The organism is Streptomyces sp. NPDC005141 (genome assembly GCF_053599975.1).
The window spans coordinates 42,284-61,332 of the sequence record NZ_JBSFYW010000011.1; the positions used below are offsets into that span (position 1 = coordinate 42,284).

A 19,049-nucleotide genomic window follows, 5' to 3' on the forward strand; every position below is an offset into this window, starting at 1 on the left:
AGATTTCTTCTCTCACATCGACAACTGAATAGCCGCTGAGCTGGGAAGACTTCCGATTCCTTACAGCACGTCTGCGACTCTAACCGGGCGCTCAGATCCCTGCTCCGGTTCGCCGCAGGACGCGCAAGGAGCCGGTCACCGTGATCTCGGTGAACGCGCCTGATTCCAGGGCCCGGAGGTAGACGCGGTAGGGAGCCTGGCCGGTGAACTCGTCCTCGGGGTCCGGGAACACGTCGTGAATGACGAGGAGGCCGCCCTCGGCGACATGCGGTGCCCAACCCTCGTAGTCGCCGCTCGCGTGCTCGTCGGTGTGGCCGCCGTCGATGAAGACGAGTCCGAGGGGCGTGCGCCAGAACGCGGCGATCTGCGGCGAGCGGCCGACCAGCGCGACCACGTGGTCCTCCAGGCCCGCCCGGTGGAGGGTGCGGCGGAAGGTGGGGAGCGTGTCCATCAGGCCGATCTCCGGGTCGACCGTGGACGGGTCGTGGTACTCCCAGCCCGGCTGCTGCTCCTCGCTGCCCCGGTGGTGGTCGACCGTGATCGCGGTCACCCCGGCCTCGCGCGCCGCGTCGGCGAGCAGGATCGTGGAGCGGCCGCAGTAGGTGCCGACCTCCAGGAGCGGCAGCCCGAGCCGGCCGGCCTCGACGGCGGCCTCGTACAGCGCGAGTCCCTCACCCGGGGGCATGAACCCCTTCGCGGCCTCGAAGGCGGCGAGGATCTCGGGCTTGGGTGCCGCGGGCATGGGGTCTCCTCCATCAAGTGCGAACAGTGCGTGCGGAAGTCCGGCGCGGACTGTGCGTGCCTTCGTCCGTCGCGGACGTCGGGTGCCGTGTCCGGCACGGACGCCGGGTGCCGACATCCGGTGCGAACGGACCCGGCGCACGGGTACCCGGCCGCCCCATCGTGCACCACACCCCCGTCGCGTGGGCGGCGGAGGTGTGAATGATCACTCGGCGGCGGCGGGTCCGGTGTCAGGCGGTGACGTCGGCGTTCTCGCCCGGCAGCGACAGGTCGAGGGCGACCGGCCGGTCGTCGCCCGTGTGGGTCGCCGACGAGGCGAGCGGGCCGTGGCCGGTGGCCCGGGCGGCGAGCACGTACGGGCCCTGGGCCGGCACGGCGAGCGCGTAGCTGCCGTCCTCGGCGGACAGCGTGGCGCCCGCCTGGCGGCCGCGCCGGTCGATCAGGGTGACCTTGGCGCGGGCGACGGGGCCGCCATCGGTGTCCAGGACCCGGCCGCGGAATCCGCCGAGCACCTCGTTCGCCCGCTCCAGCGCGGCGTCCTCCTCGCTGCTGGCGCGGAGCAGGGGCTTGGTGGCCGGCGGCCGCCCGGGGAGGAACAGGGCCATCAGCAGGCCGACCGCGACCGCGCCCGTGGCGATCAGGAAGGACACCCGGAAGCCGTGCATGGTCGGGACCGCGACCCCGCCGACATGGTCCGCCGTGTTGGCGAGCACCATGCCGATGACGGCGCTCGACACGGACGTACCGATGGAACGCATCAGCGTGTTCAGGCCGTTGGCCGCGCCCGTCTCCGAGGCCGGGACGGAGCCGACGATCAGGGCGGGCAGCGAGGAGTAGGCGAGGCCGATGCCCGCGCCCAGGACGACCGCGATGACCAGGGACTGCCAGGCGGCGCTCATCAGGCCGAGGCCCGCGCCGTAGCCGATCGCGATGATCACCATGCCGATGATCAGGGTGACCTTCGGGCCGTACTTCGCCGACAGCCGGGCGTACACGGGCGCCGTGACCATCATCGTCAGGCCGAGCGGCGCCACGAGCAGACCCGCGCTCACCATCGACTGGCCGAGGCCGTAGCCGGTGGACTTCGGCAGCTGGAGCAGCTGCGGAAGGACCAGCGAGACGACGTAGAAGGAGACGCCGACCATGATCGAGGCGAGGTTGGTGAAGAGGACCGCGGGGCGGGCCGTGGTGCGCAGGTCGACCAGCGGAGCCTTCAGGCGCAGCTCCATCACGCCCCACAGCAGGAGCACGGCGACCGACGCGCCGAACAGGCCGAGCGTGGTGGGCGCGGTCCAGCCCCAGTCGCTGCCCTTGGTGATCGGCAGCAGGAAGAGCACGAGTCCGGCCGACAGGCCTATCGCGCCCAGCACGTCGAAGGTGCCCTCGGCGCGCATCGGGGACTCCGGTACGAAGACGAGGGTGAGGACGATCGAGAGGACACCGAGGGCCGCGGCGCCGTAGAAGAGGGCGTGCCAGTCGGCGTGCTGCGCGACGAGGGCCGCGGCGGGCAGCGCGAGTCCGCCGCCGACGCCGATGGAGGAGCTCATCAGGGCCATCGCGGAGCCGAGCTTCTCGCGGGGCAGCATGTCGCGCATCAGGCCGATGCCCAGCGGGATCGCGCCCATCGCGAAGCCCTGGAGGCTACGGCCCGCGATCATCGGGAGCAGGGTGCTGCTCAACGCGCTGACCAGTGCGCCGACCACCATCACGGCCAGGCTGGAGAGCAGCATGCGCCGCTTGCCGAAGAGGTCGCCGAGACGGCCCATGATCGGCGTGGCCACGGCACCCGAGAGCAGGGTCGAGGTCAGTACCCAGGTGGCGTTGCTGGGCTCGGTGCTCAGCAGCCTCGGCAGGTCCTTGATGACCGGGACGAGCAGGGTCTGCATCACCGCGACAACGATGCCCGCGAAGGCGAGCACCGGCACGGTCGTGCCGCTCGGCCTCCGCGCGGGCCGGCCGGTCGTCGTGTGCGTCATCGCGTGGGGCCTCCAGGCCGTAAGAAAGGGAGCGCTCGTAAGAGAGGCGAGCGGTGAACCGGGCGGATGCGGGGACGGTCGGTCGGGTGATCCGTGCGGATACGGGGACGTCGGTCAGGTGATCCGTGCGGGATACGTGCAGGGGGAACCCGGTGTGCCTGGGCAACTATTCCGATGCTTCGGCGTACTAACGAATTCTTGACCGATCCATGGGTATCTGACCTACCGTCAGAATGAAACGTGTTCTAGTCTGGCGCGGATCCACGCACCTTGGGCCTTTGGGGAGGCACGCATGGGCATCGCGATCACGCCGGAGCAGCGGGAGCTGGCCGAGGCCGTACGCGGCTGGATCGCCCGGGCCGTGCCGCCCGAGGAGGTCCGCAAACTCCTGGACGCCCCCGGCAGCGGCAGACCGCCGTTCTGGGACGCGCTCGCCGCACAAGGACTCCTCGCCGCGCACCTTCCCGAGGCGTACGGCGGTGGCGGCGGCGACCTCGTCGACCTCGCCGTCGTCGTGGAGGAGGCCGCGCGGGCGGCGCTGCCGGGACCCTTCGTCGCGAACGTCCTGGCGTCGGCGGTACTGACGGCGGAGGTCGCCGGCGGAACGGGCGATGCCGTACGGGCGGCGGGGCGCGGGGATCTCGTACGGGCCCTGGGATGCGGGGAACGCATCGGCGCCGTCGCGTTCGGCGCCGGCTCCCTGACGGTCCGGGCGGCGGACGGCGGATACGTGCTCGACGGGACGGCGCCGCCCGTGCTGTCCGGTGCCGACGCGGATGTGCTCGTACTGGCGGCAGGTGGAGGCGAGGGCGTGGCGGCAGGCGGGGGCGCGGCGTCGGACGGCGGCACGGCGTCACACGCAGACGCGTCGTCCGGGGCCGTTCTCTGGATGGTCGTGGATGCCGCCGATCTCGTCGTCCGGCCGCACGAGAGCGCCGATCCGACGCGGGCGACCGCCGAGGTCCGGGCGCAAGGGGTGCGGGTCCCCGCCGGCCGCGTCCTCGCGGTCGACCCGTCGCTGGTGCGGGACCTCGCCGCCGTCGTCCTCGCCGCGGACGCCTGCGGCACCGCGGCATGGGCGCTGGACACGGCTGCCGGGCACGCCAAGGTCCGCGAGCAGTTCGGCCGGCCCATCGGACACTTCCAGGGCGTCAAGCACCTGTGCGCCGACATGCTCGTACGGCTGGAACAGGCGAGGGCCCTCACCTGGGACGCGGCACGCGCCGGGCAGGAGTCTTCCGCGGCCGGGCGGAAGCCTTCCGGTGTACGGGAGTTGGTGGCGTCCCTCGCGGTCGGCGCCGCCCTCGACGCCGCCTGCTCCTGCGCCAAGGACTGCGTCCAGATCCTCGGCGGCATCGGGTTCACCTGGGAGCACGACGCCCATCTCTATCTGCGCCGGGCCGTGGTGGCACGGCAGTTGCTCGGGGCGGGGAGCGGACATCTGCGGCGGGCCGCTCGGTTCGCGCGCGGCGGCGCACGGCGCGAACTGCGCCTGGAACTGCCGCCGGAGGCGGACGCGTACCGGGCCGAGGCCCGTCAGGTGATCGACCGGGTGCGCGGGCTCGATCCCGCGGCCGTACGCCGGTCGCTGGCACCCACCGGATACGCCGCACCGCATCTGCCCCCGCCGTACGGACTCGGCGCGGGCCCCGTCCAGCAGCTGGCCGTACAGCAGGAGTTGGCGGCGGCAGGGGCGCGGATCAGCGATCTGGGGATCGCGACCTGGGTCGTACCGTCCCTCATCGCGTACGGCACCGGCGGGCAGCAGGAGCGTCATCTGCTGCCCACCCTGCGCGGCGACCAGCTCTGGTGCCAGCTCTTCTCGGAGCCGGGCGCCGGCTCCGACCTCGCCTCCCTGCGGACCCGCGCCGAACGGACGGCCGACGGGCGGTGGCGGATCAACGGGCAGAAGGTGTGGACGAGCGCGGCGCAGTGGGCCGACCACGGCATCCTCCTCGCCCGGACGAACCCGGCGGCGCCCAAGCACAAGGGGCTCACCTACTTCGTCGTCGACATGAAGAAGACGGACGGCATCGACATCCGCCCCCTGAAGGAGATCACCGGGGACTCCCTCTTCAACGAGGTCTACTTCGACGATGTGCTGCTGCCCGCGGACGCGGTCGTCGGCGAGGTCGACGGCGGCTGGCGCGTCGCCCGCAACACGCTCGGCAACGAACGCGTCCACATGGCCGACCAGTTGACCTTCGACACGGGCCTCGAGGCGCTGATGTCCGCCGACGCCGACGACTCCCGGATGGGAGCCCTGCTCGCCGAGGCGCACGCGCTGGCCTGCATCGGACTGCGCACCACCCTCCGGCAGATCTCCGGCGTGGAACCGGGCGCGGGCGCCTCCGTGCGGAAGCTGGTGCAGACCGCGCACCAGCAGAAGGTCGCCGAACTCGGACTCGAACTCCTCGGCCCCGAAGGCGCGTTGCGCGAAGGCCCGGGCGAGCGGGCCGTGCACGGTTTCCTGCTCTCCCGCTGCCTGACCATCGCGGGCGGCACCACCCAGGTCCAGCTCAACGTCGTCGCCGAGCGCATCCTCGGCCTGCCACGAGACTAGGAACGCCATGAAGACGTACGTCGTCGGTGTCGGCATGACCAGGTTCGAGAAGCCCGAGACCCGGGACTGGCAGTACTGGGACATGGTCCGGGAGGCCGGCTCCAACGCCCTGGCCGACGCCGGGATCCCGTACACGGACGTGGAACAGGTCCCCGTCGGATATTGCTTCCAGGCATCCACCGCCGGTCAGCGCGCCGCCTACGAACTCGGCCTGAGCGGTGTGCCCGTCTACAACGTCAACAACAACTGCGCCACCGGGGCGAGCGCGTTGATGCTGGCCCGGCAGTTCGTGGAGGGCGGTATCTCCGACTGCGTCCTCGCGCTGGGCTTCGAGAAGATGAAGAAGGGTGCCCTGGGCTCGGGCGCCGACGGAGGGGACTTCACGACCTCGCCCGTCGCCCGCCACTACGGGATCATGGCCGCCCGGCACGGCTTCGAGATGTCCCCGCCCACCGCGCAGATCTTCGGTGACGCGGCCCGCGAGCACATGGAGCGGTACGGCACGACGGAGGCCCAGCTGGCCGCCGTCGGCGCCAAGAACCACCGCCACTCGGCGCACAACCCGTACGCCCAGTTCCAGGACGTGTACTCCGTCGACGAGATCCTCGCCGCCCGGACCGTGCACCGGCCGCTGACCAAACTCCAGTGCTCGCCCACCTCGGACGGAGCCGCCGCGGCCGTCGTCGTGTCCGAACGGTTCGCCGAGCGGCACGGGCTGGGGGACAGGGCGGTCGAGATCGTCGCCCAGTCGATGACCACCGACACCGAGGAGTCCTTCGCCTCCGGCTCCTGCATCGACGTCGTCGGACAGCCGATGTCGCGGGAGGCCGCGCGCCAGGTGTACGAACGCTCCGGACTCGGCATCGAGGACGTGGACGTCATCGAACTCCACGACTGCTTCTCCGTCAACGAACTGCTGACCTACGAGGCGCTCGGCATGTGCGGGGAGGGGGAGTCGGGCAAACTCGTCGAGTCGGGCGCGACGACGTACGGCGGACGGTGGGTGGTGAACCCCTCGGGCGGGCTGATCTCCAAGGGGCATCCCCTCGGGGCGACCGGGATCGCCCAAGTGGCCGAACTCGTATGGCAGTTGAGAGGTCAGGCCGCAGCGCGGCAGGTGCCGGGGGCACGGGTCGGACTCGCCCACAACATCGGACTGGGCGGCGCGGCGGTGGTCACGCTGCTGCGCGCGGGGACCTGAGCGGACATCGTGTCCTCGGCCGACTTGGTGCCTACTTGGTGCCGGTGCCGGTGCCGGTGCCGGAGCCTGGGGCGGGCCGAGTTCGAGCCCGATCCCGAGTCGGAGCCCGACCCCGACCCCTAGCCCGATCCCGAGTCGGTGGCGGGTCGCGGGTCGCCGCCGACCCGCGGGAGGTCCTAGGTCCCGTGACGCACACTCGCCTGCTTCGAAATCCCGATGCCAGGGGCGTAGGCCGCTTGAGAGCATGACACCCATGCTCCGAGCCGCTGAAGACACCCGCGTATCCGCACGTAGCGCGCCACCCACCTGGGTGGTGGTCGCGCTCGCCTGCGCCGGACAGTTCCTGGTCGTCCTGGACGTGTCCGTCGTCAACGTTGCCCTGCCGTCCATGCGGACCGACCTGGGGCTGAGCGCGCCGGGGCTGCAATGGGTGGTGAACGCCTACTCGATCGCCTTCGCCGGATTCATGCTGCTCGGCGGGCGGGCCGGGGACCTGTACGGGCGCAAGCGGATGTTCCTGGTGGGTCTCGCGCTCTTCACGCTCGCCTCGGTCGGCGGCGGCCTCGCCCAGGAGGGCCCCCAGCTCCTGGTCGCGCGGGCCGTGCAGGGGCTGGGAGCGGCGGTGCTCGCGCCCTCGACCCTGACGATCCTGACGTCGGCCGTCCCGGAGGGCGCCGCACGCGCGCGCGCCATCGCGACCTGGACCGCCGTCGGCGCCGGTGGCGGCGCGGCGGGCGGACTCGTCGGCGGACTGCTGGTCGACGGGCTGTCGTGGCGCTGGGTGCTCCTCATCAACGTGCCCGTCGGCGCCGTGGTGCTGGCCGGCGCGGCCCGCTGGCTGGTGGAGAGCAGGGCCGGGGGCGGGCGACGGCTCGACCTGCCGGGCGCGCTCCTGGTGACGGCGGGACTCGCCACCGCGGCGTACGGGATCGTGCAGACGGAGGCCGAGGGATGGACGGCGGCGACGACGCTGGTGCCGCTCTGCGCGGGGACGGCCCTCATCGGGGCCTTCCTGGTCGTCGAGGCGCGGACCGGGGCGCCGCTGATGCCGCTGAAGCTGCTGCGGCTGCGGTCGGTGTCGTCGGCGAACGCGGCCATGTTCGTCTCCGGTTCCGCGATGTTCTGCATGTGGTTCTTCATGACGCTGTACGCGCAGAACGTGCTCGGCTACTCACCGCTGGGCGCGGGCCTCGCCCTGGTGCCGAGCTCGCTCGCGGTGGTCATCGGCTCGAAGCTGGCGCCGCGCCTCATGCCGGTGATCGGGGCGCGCAACGTGGCGGTCCTCGGGACCCTGCTGGCCGCGGCCGGCTTCGGCTGGCAGTCCACCATGACGGCGGACGGCTCGTTCCTCACGGCGGTCATGCTCCCCGGCGTCCTGATGATGGCCGGCGCGGGCCTGGCCGCGACGCCGCTGGCCGCGATCGCGACCTCGGGGGCCGCTCCGGAGGACGCGGGGCTGGTGTCGGGCCTGGTCAACACCTCACGGGTGATGGGCGGCTCGCTGGGGCTCGCGATCATGTCCACGATCGCGGCGGCCCGTACGGGTGGCAGCGTCTCCGGCGAGGCGCTGACCGCCGGGTACGCCCTGGCGTTCCGCGTCAGCGGCGTGCTGCTGCTGGTGGGGGCGGTGCTGATGCTCGTCTGGCTGCCGCGGAAGAACTCACGGATGTGAGGCAACGAAAACCGATCCCCGCGGACTCCTTCAAACATCTAGGAGGTGCTCATGGGGGATCGGAAACAGTCACGGGACGAGGAGTTCCAGAGTTTCGTCGTCGGCCGCTGGCCGCGGCTGATGCGTACGGCATTTCTCCTGACAGGGGAACAGCACGCCGCCGAGGACCTGGTCCAGACGACGCTGGAGCAGGTGTACGTGGCGTGGCGCAGGGTCGGCGCGGCCGACGAGCCGGAGGCGTATGTACGGCGCGTGATGATCAACGCGCACGCTCGCAAGCACCGCAGGAAGCTCAAGGAGTTCCTCGCGCCGAAGGACGACTCGGGCCTGACGTGGGAGCTCCCCGACGGCGGTGACCCGATCGCCCGGGCCGACGACCGCGGAGCCCTGCTCACGGCACTCGCCCAACTGCCCCCGCGCCAGCGCGAGGCGGTGGTCCTTCGCTACTGGGAGGACCTGAGCGAGAGCCAGACGGCCGGGGCGATGGGCTGCTCGGTGGGCGCGGTGAAGAGCAACGCGGCCAAGGGGATCGCGAAGCTCCGGGTGATACCGGGCCTGGCCGACATGGTGACGTACGGAGGGCGGAAGTGATGAGTGCGAACCGGGAGACGAACCACGACATGGCGACGGACAGGGACATCGCCCTCCTGCTGGCCGAGGCGGCGGACGAGGTCGAGATCGGCATAGCCCCCTACCAGGCGGTACTGCGCGGCGGCCGTCGGCGCAAGGCGCGTCGCTGGGCGATGGCGGCAGCGGCGGCCCTCGTCATCGCCGGTTCCACGGGGACGCTGGCGCTGGCCGGGGGCACGGGCGGCGACGGCAGGCGGGTCGAGCCGGCCGCCACCTCGCCGTCGACGCCGCAGCAACGGCATGTGTTCGATCCGCAGACGACCACCGTGGCGCGGGGGACCCACCACGGCAAGGACTGGAGCGTGACCGTCGCGGTGTGGGGGGCGCCGAAGAACGAGACGGAGGCGCGGCAGCAGCGGAGCAGGATGAGCGCCTACGGGCTCGCGCCGACGGGTGCCCGCGTCCCCGCGGACCTTGTCGGCAAGGGCTGGCTCTTCGTCCGTCTGTCCGTGCAGGGCGGGAACCCGACGGCGAGGACGGTGACGAACGGACCGGTCGAGAAGGGCTACGCCCTGTCGGGCAAGGACATCGAGGCTGCTTCGATGCCGCTGGAACACGACGGGTCGGACGGGGCCGTCGCCTCTCCGCGGATCATGATCGGCCAGGTCGCGCCGACCGCCCGGGAGGTCACCTGCACCTGGGACGACGGCACGAGGATCAAGGCCATGAAGGCCGCCCCGGGCACCGGCCTGACCTCGGGCTTCGAGGATCTGATCCGGCCGGTGGACGGCTCCCAGCCGAACTGGTTCGTGTGCGTGGCGTCGGAGGGCACGAACCACACGTCGGCGGAGGCGAAGGTGACGAAGGGCTGACGGGCCTTCCGGGTCGGGATCCGGCGCCGGGCGCCCGGCGCCGGGAACCGCGGACCGCCTGGGCACCCGGGAGCCGCCGGCCGTTGGCGTCCGGAAGTGCCCGTACGGACCGGGCTGGACCGGGCCGGGTGGGCCGGCGACCCCGCCCGGCGCGAGGCCGGCCGGGCCCGCTACAGCCAGCCCTGTTGGCGGGCCTCCCGCATCGCCTCCATGCGGTTGCGGGTGCCCGTCTTGCCGATGGCGGAGGAGAGGTAGTTGCGGACGGTCGACTCGGAGAGATGGAGCTTGCCGGCGATGTCGGCGACGGTCGCGCCGTCCGCCGACGCCTTCAGTACGTCGCACTCGCGGGCGGTGAGCGGATTGGGCCCGGCGCTCAGCGCGGCGGCGGCGAGCGCCGGATCGATGACGGTCTCCCCGGTCAGCACCCGCCGGATCGCCTCGGCCAGTTCCTCGACCGGGCCGTCCTTGACCAGGAAGCCGGCGGCACCCGCCTCCATGGCCCGCCGCAGGTAGCCGGGGCGGCCGAAGGTGGTGAGGATCAGCACCCGGCAGTCGGGCGCCTGCTCGCGCAGTTCGGCGGCGGCGTCCAGTCCGCTCATCCCCGGCAACTCGATGTCCAGCAACGCCACATCGGGCCTGCTGAGCAGAGCCGTGTCCACGATCTCGTCCCCCGCGGACACCTGCGCGACCACCTCGATGTCCGCCTCCATCCCGAGCAGCAGAGCCAGTGCCCCGCGCATCATTCCCTGGTCCTCGGCGAGCAGGACACGGATGGACTTGGCGGGCCGGTGGTCCCGGGGCATCTCGTTCACGGGGCAAGGGTAGGCGGCGGGTGCCGGTACGGACCCCTGCCACCGGCCCTTCGACCGGCGATCTTCCGGCCTCTCACCTCTCGCCTCCCAGCTCTCGGCCCTCAGTGGTAGTTCTCCAGGTGGAGCTTGAGGAGGTCCACGCCGTAGTCGTTGCCGTTGGGGGTGCGGATGACGGTGTGGATGTGCTGCTGGGTGGGCGTGCCGTTCGGTCCGCCCATGCCGCCGCCGCTGTCCTTGGTCCCGTAGGCGAGCGGGGACTGGGCGTCGTACTCGATGAGCACGACCGGGCCGTGCACCCGGTAGTAGAAGGCGGAGGAGTCCTTGGTCTCGCCGATCCAGAAGAAGTACGTCCCGTCGAGGTGAGCCTCCACCTCTGTCATCTTCACGTCGGCGTGTCCGTCGTCCATGGCGCCGACGTAGACGCGTACCAGATCGAGCAGTTTGTCCCGCTGGGCGCCGGTGAGTTCGGAGCCGGCCAGACCTTGGTGGGCGAGTCGCGCGTTGTCCTGGCCCGCACCGGCCTTGAGGTTGTCACCGGCCTTCTTCTCCGAGGAGATGACCTTGTCCCGCTGGGAGTCGGTGAGCGAGCGCAGCAGGGCGAGACCGGCCTTGGTCTCCTTCCTGAAGAGGGTGATCTTCTCGCCCTTGTAGGTGGCCGAGGTCGGCTCGGAGCCCATGAAGGTCGGTGTCATGACGACCTGGTCGCCCAGGACGAAGTAGTTGATGACCACATGGTGGCCCTCGAACTGGAACCCCCACGGCTTGGTGGTCGAGGGGGTGCCCATGAAGGTGAAGAAGTAGGCGCCCTCGGTGAGGGTGTCCCGGTTGCCGCCGCTGTAGTCGCCCAGGAACGCGTTGAGCTTCATGATGTTGCGGGTCTGGGCGAGTCCGTCGGCGGACAGGGCGGCGCCGAGGAGCGCGTGGCCGAGGTCGCGCTGCCGCTCCGTGATGTCGCCCATCCGGACGCCCGCGCGCTGGTACCCGTCGACATTGCTCCAGGCCAGCCATTCGTCGTCGTCCACGTCGAAGACGGCGGACTTCCGCTGCTTCGCGGACAGCCCGTCCAGGAACGCCTGCGCGGACTGCACCACCGCGTCGGTGGAGACGCCGGTGGAGTGGATCGTGTACAGGTCGTCGACGATCTCGCCGTCGGTGGTGACGCCCTTGAAGTCGGCGTACTTGACCTCGGTGGCGCCGGGTCCCATGTCCCCGGCGCCACCACCCGGACCGCCGGAGGGGCCACCGGGCGGCATTCCCGAGGGCATGCCGCCCGGTGCGCCGGAGGGCGCGGAGGGCGAGGCGGAGCCGGCCGAGCCGGACGTGTTCGACGAGCAGCCGGTCATGGTCGCCAGCGCGGCGACGCCTCCGGCGAGCAGCGCCCTGTTCATGAACCAGCGGCGGCCGCGGTCGGCTTCGGGGGTTCGGGGTCGGTGTCCATGCATGGTCGCCAGAGTCCAGGACGGACCTGAAGGGGACCTGAAGTCCGCCCGGGCGGGAGACCAAGCGCCGGGCGCGGAGGCCGCCTAGATCGACACCTCCGTCAAGTCCGGCACCTCCACCGGAAGTTCGGCCGCCACTTCGAAGCCGCCGCGGGGAGTCCGTCCCGCCCGCAGGGAGCCGCCCGCCGTGGCGAGGCGTTCGGTGAGGCCCTTGAGGCCGGTGCCGCCGATGCCCGGCTCGGGAGCGGCAGGGGAGGCGTCGGAGCCGTTGTCCGAGACGGTCAGGCGGACGAGGTCCGGCGTGCCGTCGACGGTGATCTCGCAGCGGGTCGCGTCACTGTGGCGTACGACGTTGGTGACGGCCTCGCGGAGCACCCAGCCGAGCAGGGCCTCGGTCTGCGGGACGAGGGGCGTCCCCGACTGCCGTACGACCGGCTCCACACGCGCCGCGGACAGCGCCGAGCGGGCGCGGTCCAGCTCGGTGGCGAGGCTGCCCTCGCGATAGCCGGTGACCGCCTCGCGGATCTCCGTGAGGGCCTGCCGGCCGACCGACTCGATGTCCGTGACCTGTTCGAGGGCCGCGTCCAGATCGCGAGGGGCCAGCCGGCGGGCCGCCTCCGACTTCACCACGATGACGGAGAGCGTGTGCCCGAGCAGGTCGTGCAGGTCGCGGGAGAAGCGCATACGTTCCTTCTCGACGGCCCGGCGTGCCAACTCCTCACGTGCTTCGCGCAGTTCGCGCACCGCCTCGGAGAGGGAGAGGATCGCGGCCGTCACCATCGTGGACAGGAACGTGCCGTAGGCGACGTTCACCGCGTCCCAGCCCGCCCGGACGACGGAGACCGTCGCGGCGAGCGCGGTCAGGCCGAGGCCGATCTGCCCGAGCCGGGGGCCGCGCAGGACCGCACCGGTGGCCAGCCCGAGCAGCGGGAAGAAGTACAGCCAGCTGCCGCCGTACCCGAGGGCCAGCGCGCAGGTGACGATGCCCATCAGGACGAGCGCCACCCGGGTGGAGCGCGACTCCCGCTTGTTCTTCACGAACGCGCGGAACGTGACGTAGATGTAGAGGGAGTTGAAGACGAACAGGCCCAGGCCGCCGATCCAGGGCTGCGGTGTCCTGCCCTGGAAGAGGTTGGAGAAGGCGCCCATCCCCAGCAGCAGCCACGGCAGCAACGCGAAGCCGGTGGGCGGCGGGCCCGGGGTCTCGGGCAGCCGGCCGCCGCTCCTGCGCGCGGCCCGCTGCTCGGCCTTGAACCGTGCCATGTCCGCCTTCCAGCGGATCCGTTCGGCCCGCCACACGCGGATCTGGCAGCCGACGCCTCGCATCAAGGACATGTCCCGCTCCCCGTTCAGACGGTTCGTGCTGATCGACGGTACGAGACCACGGCGTACGAACCGAACGCCAGCAGCCAGGCGGTCAGGACCGCCACCGCTCCCAGGGCCGGCGCCCGGCCCTCCGTGACCGACACGCCCAGCTGCGCGAAGCGGTTCGTGGGCGTGTACGCGGCGATCGAGCGCAGCCAGCCGGGGAAGAGGGCGAGCGGGAACCACAGGCCGCCGACCACCGAGAGCCCCAGATTGCACACCATGTTCACGACGCCCGTGGTCTGCGGGGTCAGCCGGTAGCCGTTGCCGAGGCCCAGCAGCGTGAAGGGCACCGAGCCGAGCCACAGCAGCACGGCCGTGACGGCCCACTGCCAGGCGTCCAGCCGTACGCCGTTGACCAGGCCGCCGGCCGCCAGCACCGCGGTGATCGCGGGCAGCACGGTCACCGAACCGGTCAGCGCCCGCCCGAGCACCACCTCACGGGGTGTCATCGGCGTCACCCGCAACTGCCGCAGCCAGCCGGTCACCTTGTCCTCGGCGACCCCGCCGCCGGTGTTCAGCGCCGAGCCCACCGCGCCGTACGCGGCCATGCCGACCATCGACGCCGTCCTCCACTCGCCGTCGTCGCCACCGCCGAGGTTGGTGAACAGCAGATACATCATCACCGGCATCGCGACGCCGCCGATCACGAAGCCGGTGTCGCGCAGCGTCCGGCGCACTTCGAGCCGCAGATAGTCGATCATCACACCTTCTCCGGAGCGCGCGAGGTGATGGCCATGAACGCGTCGTCCAGGGACGCGGGGGCGACCTCCAGGCCGCGTATCGCGCCCAGCCCGGCCAGCGCGATCACCGTCGCGTCCGAGTCGTCCGTGCGCAGCCGGGCGCGCTCCCCGCGCACCTCCACGGCCACCACACCGGGCAGCAGCGCCAGGTCCCGCGCGCCGCGTCCCGCCAGGTCGAAGGAGACCAGGCTGCCGCCCGCCGACCGCTTGAGCTGTTCCCCGGTCCCGTCCGCGACGATCCGCCCGCGGTCGATGACGACGATCCGGTCGGCGTGTGCGTCGGCCTCCTCCAGATAGTGCGTGGAGAAGAGCACGGTGTGGCCGCGCCGGGCATACGCCAGCATCGACTCCCAGAACCCGTGCCGCGCCTCCACGTCAAGCGCGGCGGTCGGCTCGTCGAGGACGATCAGCGCGGGGTTCCCGGCGAGTGCCACCGCGAACCGCACCCGCTGCGTCTGCCCGCCGGACAGCCGGTCGACGCGCCGCCCCGCCAGCTCCGTGATGCCCGCGAGCCGCAGCGCCTCGGCCACCGGCAGCGGTGCCGGATAGCGCCCCGCCACGAAGGAGACCAGCTCCTGGACGGTGACGCGCGGCACCGGCCGGGTGTCCTGGAGCATCGCGCCGACCCGTCCGGCGCGCACCGACTCCTCCGGGCGGCCTCCGAAGAGCGCGACCGAACCCTCGTCCGGCTCGTTCAGACCGAGCAGCAGCGAGATCGCGGTCGACTTGCCCGCGCCGTTGCGGCCCAGCAGCGCCACCGTCTCGCCGCACGCCACCTCGAGGTCGAGACCGGCCGCGGCGCGCACGTCGCCGAAGGTCTTGACCGCCCCCGTGAAGGACACGGCCGGTGGTGTCCCTGTCGTCAGCGGCCCCGAAGCCCGCGTCCCCGTCGTCTGTGTCATGCGGACGACGCTAGGGCCCCGGGGGCCCGCCCCGGCAGAGGCACTTGTCGGCGATCGGCCGGGACAAATGTCACGGCCGGCCGTCGCGGCGCGCGCCCGCCCAGGGCCTTCGCACCACTCGGATCTGACATGACGTCAGTAGTCTTCACAAGTAATGGGCGCTGGGCTATACAAGGGTTCGCCGGACTGGAACGCGTTCTAGAACGAGCGGGTTCCACGGCCCAGTGTCGACCTCGGTGCGGCCGACGGTGCGGACGGCCGCACCGAGGTCTTTCGCGCAGTCGAGTCAGGAGCCCCATGCCCATTGACGCCGCCAAGGCCGTCGCAGCGGAACCGCGGACCGGAGAGATCGCCTGGAACCACAAGGACGTCCAGCTCTACCACCTGGGCCTGGGCGCCGGCATCCCCGCGACCGACCCCGACGAACTGCGCTACACCCTCGAATCCCGGCTGCACGTCCTGCCGAGCTTCGCCACGGTGGCGGGCGCCGGATCGCCGGGCGTGATCAGCGGTCTCTCCATGCCCGGCGTCGACGTCGACCTCGCCCGCGTCCTGCACGGCGGCCAGACCGTCCGGCTGCACCGCCCGATCCCCGCCGAGGGCACGGCCACCGCCACCGGCCGCATCGCCGCGGTGTACGACAAGGGCAAGGCCGCGATCCTCGTCATGCGCACCGAAGTGGCCGACGCCGAGGGCCCGTTGTGGACGAACGACGCCCAGATCTTCGTACGGGGCGAAGGCGGCTGGGGCGGCGACCGCGGCCCCAGCACCCGCCTCGAAGCGCCGACGGGCCCACCGGACAGAACTGTCGAACGCCCGATCCGCGAGGACCAGGCCCTGCTCTACCGCCTCTCCGGAGACTGGAACCCCCTGCACGCCGACCCCGAGTTCGCCAAGCTCGCCGGATTCGACCGGCCCATCCTGCACGGGCTGTGCACGTACGGCATGACGCTCAAGGCCGTCGTCGACACCCTGCTCGGCGGCGATGTGGCCCGGGTCCGCTCCTTCACCACCCGCTTCGCCGGAGTCGTCTTCCCCGGCGAGACCCTGCGCATCCGGATGTGGCGGCGTGACGGCGGGGTCCAGGTAGCGGTGAGCGCGGTCGAACGGGACGACGCGCCGGTCCTCGCCGACACCATCGTCGATCACACCTGACTGTCGTACGAACCGTTCCGAGGGGAGCCGCACCATGCGCGCAGCCGTACAGCACGAGATAGGCCAGGACAAACTCGAAGTCCTCGACGACGTCGAGGCGGTGGGCTTCGGACCCGGCAAGGTGCGCATCCGGGTGCGGGCCACGGGGCTGTGCCATTCGGACCTGTCCGCGATGAACGGCGTCCTCCCGCAGCCCGCGCCGTTCGTGCCGGGGCACGAGGGCGCCGGCGAGATCACCGAAGTCGGCGACGGCGTCACCCACTTGAAGCCCGGCGACCGTGTCGTCATCTGCTGGCTCCCTGCCTGCGGTGTCTGTCCCGCCTGCAAGCGCGGCCAGACGGAACTGTGCCTGGCCGGATTCATGAACGCGGGCACCCCCAACTTCAGGCGCCCCGGCGGCGACCTGTTCGGCTTCGCGGGCACCGGCACCTTCGCAGAGGAGGTCGTCGTCGACGCGGGCTGCGCGGTCCCCATCCCCGACGACGTGCCCTTCGACATCGCCGCCCTGATCGGCTGCGGCGTCACCACCGGACTCGGCGCCGCCCTCAACACCGCTGATGTGGAGGCCGGTTCATCCGTCGCCGTCATCGGCTGCGGAGGCGTCGGCATCTCCGCGATCCAGGGCGCCCGGCTCAAGGGAGCCGCCGAGATCGTCGCCGTCGACCCGGTCGCCTCGCGCCGGGAGGCCGCGCTCGGGTTCGGCGCCACGAAGGCGGTCTCGCCCGACGAACTCGCCGACGCCAAGCAGTCGGTGACCGCGGGCGAGGGCTTCGACTACGTCTTCGAGGTCGTCGGCAGGTCCGCCACCGCACGCACCGCCTACGACCACACCCGCCGCGGCGGCACCCTCGTCGTCGTCGGAGCCGGTGCCATGGACGACTTCCTCCAGCTCAACATGTTCGAGCTGTTCTTCGACGAGAAGCGCATCCTGCCCTCCATGTACGGCGGCGGAGACGTCCTGCGGTCGTACGAGCGCACCATCGCCCTGTGGCGCGCGGGCCGCATCGACCTCGAAGGCCTGATCACCCACCGGGTGCCGCTGGCCGAGATCAACGAGGCGCTCGACCAGATGCGTTCGGGCACCGCACTGCGGACGTGCATCGAGATCTGACCTTCATCGGCCGTCGAAGGGCCGGGACAGCGGCCCAGGGCCCCACCCCGGGGTGGCTGAGGACCTGGCCCCCGGGGTGTCCGCCGAGGGCCCGGGCCTCCACGACAACCGTTAAGGACCCTGATGTCACTGCCACTTGAAGGGCTCACCGCGATCGTCACCGGCGCGGGGCGCGGGCTCGGCCGGGCCGAGGCGCTGGAACTCGGCCGGCTGGGCGCGGCCGTCGTCGTCAACGACTACGGGCAGCCCGGACGGGACGGCTCGGGCCAGGCCTCGGCCACCCCGGCCGAGGAGGTCGCCGCCGAGATCCGTGCGGCGGGTGGCCGCGCCGTCGCCCACACCGGAGACGTCGCCGACCACGAACAGGCCCGCGAACTTGTCGGCCTGGCGGTCACCGAGTTCGGGAAACTGGACATCCTCGTCAACAACGCGGGCATACTGCGCGACCGGATGGTCTTCTCGATGACCGAGGACGAGTGGGACTCGGTCATCCGGGTGCATCTCAAAGGCCACTTCAACACCACCCACTTCGCGTCCGCGCACTGGCGGGCCCGCTCCAAGGCGGCCGACGGGCCGGTGTACGGGCGGATCGTGAACACCTCGTCGGAGGCGTTCCTCGCCGGATCCGCCGGACAGCCCAACTACGCCGCGGCGAAGGGCGGGATCGTCGGTCTGACCACCTCGACGGCGCTGGCGCTCGCCAAGTACGGCGTCACGGCGAACGTCATCTGCCCCCGCGCCCGGACCCGAATGACCGAGGACGTCTTCGCCGGATTCGGGCGGTCCGACGACGGCCTGGACCCACTCGCCCCCGAGCATGTCGCCCCGCTCGTCGGCTACTTGGCCTCACCCGCCGCCGCGCACGTCAACGGCCAGCTTCTCGTGGTGCACGGCGGCATGATCGCGGTCGTCGAACGGCCGCGCGTGGCGGCGAAGTTCGACAGCAAGCAGGACACCTTCAGCCACGACGAACTCGACGCGCTGCTCACGCCGTACTACGCGGACCGGCCGGACGGCGAGACGTTCGCGGCGGTGGAGGTGCTCGGGCTCAAGCGGGACCGGGAGGACTCTCGCCGCTGAGCCCCCAGTGGATACGGGCTCTCCGCGCCGCGGGCCGCCGCGCGCAGGCTGCCGAAGTCGTCCTGCTCCGGTCCACGTCCCGACAAGGGGGAACCGGACGTCACCTGCGCTGGGGACCTGGGGGAGCGGCCCCGACGGGAACGGCCCCGCTCGTCATGGTGCGAGCGGGGCCGTTCACCGGTTCGGCGTGTGCCGTCGGCCTGTCAGGCCGTCGTCGTGCCCGGCTGACCGGACGGCTTGCGGTGGCGACCCTGAGGGGTCGCCTCGTCGTCGCGGCCGGAGACCGGACCCCGATGCTTGCCGTGGCCTTCGGAGCGGGCCGTCGACGTCTGGTGGACGTCCGTGGCCTGCGCTTCCATGGTGCTGATGTCGTTCATTGAAATGTTCACCCCGTTGACAAGATCCTTCTTTGCAGCCGGGGGATTCTAACGTGCCGTCATCGCGCGGGAGTCGGAGGGTGACGTTTCTTCGCCCTCGCCGCCCCCTGTCGTTCCGTCCACGGGGGCTGCCGCTCCCGCACTCACGGCGGGGGGAGCGGCCTCGTCCTCGGACGCCGGACCGGCCGACTGGAGCTGGCCTGTCTGGAGAGGCCTGCGGTGAGTCGCCGGGGCCCTCGGGCCGACGTGCTCCTGCTTCTCCACCGGAGCCTGCGGGAGGGCGGGCGGCAGGGAGGCCCGCTCGGCGGGGAGCAGGGAGGCCCGCTCGGCGGGGAGCAGCGAGGCCCGCTCGGCCTCGGCCCCGAACCCCGGGCCGCTCATCAAGGGCCTCAGGGCCACTTCGCCCCTGAACTCCCCGAAGGCCGACGGCGCTTCGGCGTTCCCGCTTCCGGCCCCGAGTCCCGTGCCGG

General features: G+C 71.9%; 16 protein-coding genes and 1 pseudogene. 8 read left to right on the plus strand and 9 right to left on the minus strand.

Annotated features, from left to right (window positions below):
* Nucleotides 1-91: 91 nt before the first annotated feature.
* Together ACWD68_RS11390 and ACWD68_RS11395 are read right to left on the minus strand one after the other, a co-directional pair.
* Nucleotides 92-742 carry a class I SAM-dependent methyltransferase gene (locus ACWD68_RS11390; protein WP_451806199.1) on the minus strand — a complete coding sequence of 217 codons (651 nt, stop codon included), beginning with the start codon at nt 740-742 and terminating at the stop codon, nt 92-94.
* Between the two features lie 229 nt (nt 743-971).
* Complete coding sequence (locus ACWD68_RS11395) at nt 972-2,717, minus strand: MFS transporter (protein ID WP_451806200.1); 1,746 nt, start codon at nt 2,715-2,717, stop codon at nt 972-974.
* A 292-nt stretch (nt 2,718-3,009) separates the two neighbouring features.
* Here ACWD68_RS11395 and ACWD68_RS11400 point away from each other — a divergent pair, with 292 nt between their 5' ends.
* The 5 genes from ACWD68_RS11400 (at nt 3,010) to ACWD68_RS11420 (ending at nt 9,595) form a co-directional block, all read left to right on the plus strand.
* Nucleotides 3,010-5,280: an acyl-CoA dehydrogenase gene (locus ACWD68_RS11400; protein ID WP_451806201.1), complete on the plus strand. Its 2,271-nt coding sequence runs from the start codon at nt 3,010-3,012 to the stop codon at nt 5,278-5,280.
* Nucleotides 5,281-5,287: 7 nt separating this feature from the next.
* Nucleotides 5,288-6,481 (plus strand): lipid-transfer protein, encoded by a 1,194-nt coding sequence (locus ACWD68_RS11405; protein ID WP_451806202.1) that lies wholly within the window; start codon nt 5,288-5,290, stop codon nt 6,479-6,481.
* A 244-nt stretch (nt 6,482-6,725) separates the two neighbouring features.
* On the plus strand, nt 6,726-8,153 hold the full coding sequence (locus ACWD68_RS11410; RefSeq protein WP_451806203.1) for an MFS transporter: 1,428 nt from the start codon (nt 6,726-6,728) through the stop codon (nt 8,151-8,153).
* Nucleotides 8,154-8,204: 51 nt separating this feature from the next.
* Entirely contained in the window at nt 8,205-8,744 is a 540-nt protein-coding gene (locus ACWD68_RS11415) for a SigE family RNA polymerase sigma factor (RefSeq protein ID WP_451806204.1), read from the plus strand.
* Nucleotides 8,744-9,595, plus strand: coding sequence for a hypothetical protein (locus ACWD68_RS11420; RefSeq protein ID WP_451806205.1), 852 nt, complete (start codon nt 8,744-8,746; stop codon nt 9,593-9,595). The genes ACWD68_RS11415 and ACWD68_RS11420 overlap by 1 nt, the downstream gene beginning before the upstream one ends.
* 170 nt (nt 9,596-9,765) lie before the next feature.
* Here ACWD68_RS11420 and ACWD68_RS11425 read toward each other — a convergent pair whose 3' ends face one another.
* From ACWD68_RS11425 to ACWD68_RS11445, 5 genes are all read right to left on the minus strand, one after another.
* Nucleotides 9,766-10,398: a response regulator gene (locus tag ACWD68_RS11425; protein ID WP_451806298.1), complete on the minus strand. Its 633-nt coding sequence runs from the start codon at nt 10,396-10,398 to the stop codon at nt 9,766-9,768.
* A 110-nt stretch (nt 10,399-10,508) separates the two neighbouring features.
* The gene (locus ACWD68_RS11430) at nt 10,509-11,849 is read right to left on the minus strand and encodes a DUF3500 domain-containing protein (protein WP_451806206.1); all 1,341 of its coding nucleotides are present in this window, start codon (nt 11,847-11,849) and stop codon (nt 10,509-10,511) included.
* Nucleotides 11,850-11,930: 81 nt separating this feature from the next.
* Complete coding sequence (locus ACWD68_RS11435) at nt 11,931-13,181, minus strand: sensor histidine kinase (RefSeq protein ID WP_451806207.1); 1,251 nt, start codon at nt 13,179-13,181, stop codon at nt 11,931-11,933.
* Nucleotides 13,182-13,195: 14 nt separating this feature from the next.
* Nucleotides 13,196-13,915 (minus strand): ABC transporter permease, encoded by a 720-nt coding sequence (locus ACWD68_RS11440; protein WP_451806208.1) that lies wholly within the window; start codon nt 13,913-13,915, stop codon nt 13,196-13,198.
* Nucleotides 13,915-14,856 (minus strand): ATP-binding cassette domain-containing protein, encoded by a 942-nt coding sequence (locus ACWD68_RS11445; protein ID WP_451806209.1) that lies wholly within the window; start codon nt 14,854-14,856, stop codon nt 13,915-13,917. The genes ACWD68_RS11440 and ACWD68_RS11445 overlap by 1 nt, the downstream gene beginning before the upstream one ends.
* Nucleotides 14,857-15,153: 297 nt before the next feature.
* Here ACWD68_RS11445 and ACWD68_RS11450 point away from each other — a divergent pair, with 297 nt between their 5' ends.
* The 3 genes from ACWD68_RS11450 to ACWD68_RS11460 all read left to right on the plus strand — a co-directional run bounded on the left by ACWD68_RS11450 (nt 15,154) and on the right by ACWD68_RS11460 (nt 18,202).
* The gene (locus ACWD68_RS11450) at nt 15,154-16,011 is read left to right on the plus strand and encodes a MaoC/PaaZ C-terminal domain-containing protein (RefSeq protein WP_451806210.1); all 858 of its coding nucleotides are present in this window, start codon (nt 15,154-15,156) and stop codon (nt 16,009-16,011) included.
* Between the two features lie 34 nt (nt 16,012-16,045).
* Complete coding sequence (locus ACWD68_RS11455) at nt 16,046-17,122, plus strand: Zn-dependent alcohol dehydrogenase (protein ID WP_451806211.1); 1,077 nt, start codon at nt 16,046-16,048, stop codon at nt 17,120-17,122.
* 123 nt (nt 17,123-17,245) lie between these two features.
* A complete protein-coding gene (locus tag ACWD68_RS11460) occupies nt 17,246-18,202 on the plus strand; it encodes a 3-oxoacyl-ACP reductase (RefSeq protein ID WP_451806212.1) in 957 nt (318 codons plus the stop codon).
* A 203-nt stretch (nt 18,203-18,405) separates the two neighbouring features.
* Here the strand turns inward: ACWD68_RS11460 and ACWD68_RS11465 are convergent, their stop codons facing one another.
* Both ACWD68_RS11465 and ACWD68_RS11470 read right to left on the minus strand, forming a co-directional pair.
* Nucleotides 18,406-18,579: a hypothetical protein gene (locus ACWD68_RS11465; protein WP_451806213.1), complete on the minus strand. Its 174-nt coding sequence runs from the start codon at nt 18,577-18,579 to the stop codon at nt 18,406-18,408.
* Between the two features lie 48 nt (nt 18,580-18,627).
* Nucleotides 18,628-19,049 (minus strand): annotated as a pseudogene (locus ACWD68_RS11470) (hypothetical protein); the annotation flags it as partial.

Coding starts and splice junctions, on each gene's coding strand:
- ACWD68_RS11390 (WP_451806199.1), bottom strand. CDS start 742: ATGCCCGCGGCACCCAAGCCCGAGATCCTCGCCGCCTTCGAGGCCGCG.
- ACWD68_RS11395 (WP_451806200.1), bottom strand. CDS start 2,717: ATGACGCACACGACGACCGGCCGGCCCGCGCGGAGGCCGAGCGGCACG.
- ACWD68_RS11400 (WP_451806201.1), top strand. CDS start 3,010: ATGGGCATCGCGATCACGCCGGAGCAGCGGGAGCTGGCCGAGGCCGTA.
- ACWD68_RS11405 (WP_451806202.1), top strand. CDS start 5,288: ATGAAGACGTACGTCGTCGGTGTCGGCATGACCAGGTTCGAGAAGCCC.
- ACWD68_RS11410 (WP_451806203.1), top strand. CDS start 6,726: ATGACACCCATGCTCCGAGCCGCTGAAGACACCCGCGTATCCGCACGT.
- ACWD68_RS11415 (WP_451806204.1), top strand. CDS start 8,205: ATGGGGGATCGGAAACAGTCACGGGACGAGGAGTTCCAGAGTTTCGTC.
- ACWD68_RS11420 (WP_451806205.1), top strand. CDS start 8,744: ATGAGTGCGAACCGGGAGACGAACCACGACATGGCGACGGACAGGGAC.
- ACWD68_RS11425 (WP_451806298.1), bottom strand. CDS start 10,398: ATGCCCCGGGACCACCGGCCCGCCAAGTCCATCCGTGTCCTGCTCGCC.
- ACWD68_RS11430 (WP_451806206.1), bottom strand. CDS start 11,849: ATGCATGGACACCGACCCCGAACCCCCGAAGCCGACCGCGGCCGCCGC.
- ACWD68_RS11435 (WP_451806207.1), bottom strand. CDS start 13,181: ATGTCCTTGATGCGAGGCGTCGGCTGCCAGATCCGCGTGTGGCGGGCC.
- ACWD68_RS11440 (WP_451806208.1), bottom strand. CDS start 13,915: ATGATCGACTATCTGCGGCTCGAAGTGCGCCGGACGCTGCGCGACACC.
- ACWD68_RS11445 (WP_451806209.1), bottom strand. CDS start 14,856: ATGACACAGACGACGGGGACGCGGGCTTCGGGGCCGCTGACGACAGGG.
- ACWD68_RS11450 (WP_451806210.1), top strand. CDS start 15,154: ATGCCCATTGACGCCGCCAAGGCCGTCGCAGCGGAACCGCGGACCGGA.
- ACWD68_RS11455 (WP_451806211.1), top strand. CDS start 16,046: ATGCGCGCAGCCGTACAGCACGAGATAGGCCAGGACAAACTCGAAGTC.
- ACWD68_RS11460 (WP_451806212.1), top strand. CDS start 17,246: ATGTCACTGCCACTTGAAGGGCTCACCGCGATCGTCACCGGCGCGGGG.
- ACWD68_RS11465 (WP_451806213.1), bottom strand. CDS start 18,579: ATGAACGACATCAGCACCATGGAAGCGCAGGCCACGGACGTCCACCAG.